The sequence below is a fragment of the Streptococcus danieliae genome, assembly GCF_025447695.1.
Taxonomy (GTDB): domain Bacteria; phylum Bacillota; class Bacilli; order Lactobacillales; family Streptococcaceae; genus Streptococcus; species Streptococcus danieliae.
Genome location: NZ_JAOBSU010000182.1, coordinates 1 through 1442 on the forward strand (window position 1 = coordinate 1; position 1442 = coordinate 1442).

General features: G+C 34.6%; 1 protein-coding gene. It reads right to left on the reverse strand.

All coding sequences use genetic code 11. The features are described from left to right. Nucleotides 1-54 precede the first annotated feature (54 nt). A complete protein-coding gene (locus N4310_RS08430) occupies nt 55-1287 on the reverse strand; it encodes an MFS transporter (RefSeq protein WP_262092821.1) in 1233 nt (410 codons plus the stop codon). Between the last annotated feature and the right edge of the window lie 155 nt (nt 1288-1442).

Genomic DNA, 1442 nt, shown 5'->3' on the forward strand with positions numbered 1-1442 from the left:
AATCAAAAACTTCTAGAAACATTGATCTATCAGGGTTTCTAGAAGTTTTTTTAGTTATCTATGAATAATTCGGGTTTTTCTATTTAAGAAAATCCAAATTGTTACAGCAGAATAAATAAACGCTGCAATCAGGTAAATAGACTGTATTCCAATTTGGCTACTTAAATAACTAAAGATTAGTAACGAGCTCGATGAAGTAATCGTTAAAATAAGCTGTCGTAAAGTAAAAATACGTCCGACAGAATATGTGGGTGAATTTTCTTGTATCAACGATTGCTGGACTAAATCTCTGGTTTGGTAAGGAATCCCTATTAAAAAATTAATAACCAAAGCAAACCAGGCAATTTTATTAAAAGCATAAATACCTGTCAAAATAGCAACTAGGAGTGATGAACCAAAAATAACTTTTCCTCCCAACCTAGAAACAGCTTTAGAGTACCTGATACTGATAATACCACCTAATATAGATCCAACAAAATAGGCTGCTCCTTGAAAGCCCCACCATTCCTCTGGTAAGCCCAAAAAACTAGTAGTAAAAAATAAGAGAAAGGTTTGTGTCCAAATAACATTCGCAATGGACTCACATGTGTCCATAATGGTTACATTTCTCAATTCTGCAATATGGAATAAATCATCCCATCCTTGCCGCACTCTCTTACGATACGAGAGCGAGTCTGCTTGTACCCTATCTTTGACATCAATTTGCCGCAAAAGAACTATCGATAGAAGCAACAAAATGATGATGAGGTAAAACACTACGAATGGTTTGAGCACTAAAACAACTGGTATATCAAGCGTCCAAATAGCTGTCTGAAATATTTGAATGACAGTATAGAAAATTCCATTTAAACGAACTCTATCATTCATAGCAATATGTGCCAGTAAGACACCCTGTGTAGGTGAGAGAGCGCTCCCTATAAAGCTCAACAAAAATGTCATCAGTAATACAGTAGGGATACTCGTATAGGTCACCGCCAACACCATGATAAGAAAAATTTTACACAACGATGTTCCTGCCATAATTCCCTTGGCTGAGAGTTTATCAAATAGGTTGGACAGTAGAATACTGCCCAATATTTTTGCAACTGAGCTAATTACTAGAATCATACTCGTCTCAAATAAGGACTGACTCTTTTGATAAACAAAGAGTATTAAAGCCATATCCAGCAATACTCCTGCCAGTATAGTCAATACTTGAGAGATTAAAAACTTGATAAAAGATTGATTCATTTCATGATTTCTTATTTCCAATTTCACAATTATCCAATCTAAAAAAAAATCATTCATTCCCAAACCACTAAACCTAATTCTTACCAATAAACATGAATCCTACCGATAACAGGGTAATAGCTAAGCCTATAATCGTAAACCCAAATTATTCATACCTCAAACAACTCCGTGTAAATAGCTAAAAAATCATCAGAAATTGCCAAAAAACAATG

Bases quoted from the DNA above. Each gene is read 5' to 3' on its own strand.
- N4310_RS08430 (WP_262092821.1), bottom strand. From the start codon at position 1,287: ATGAATGATTTTTTTTTAGATTGGATAATTGTGAAATTGGAAATAAGA.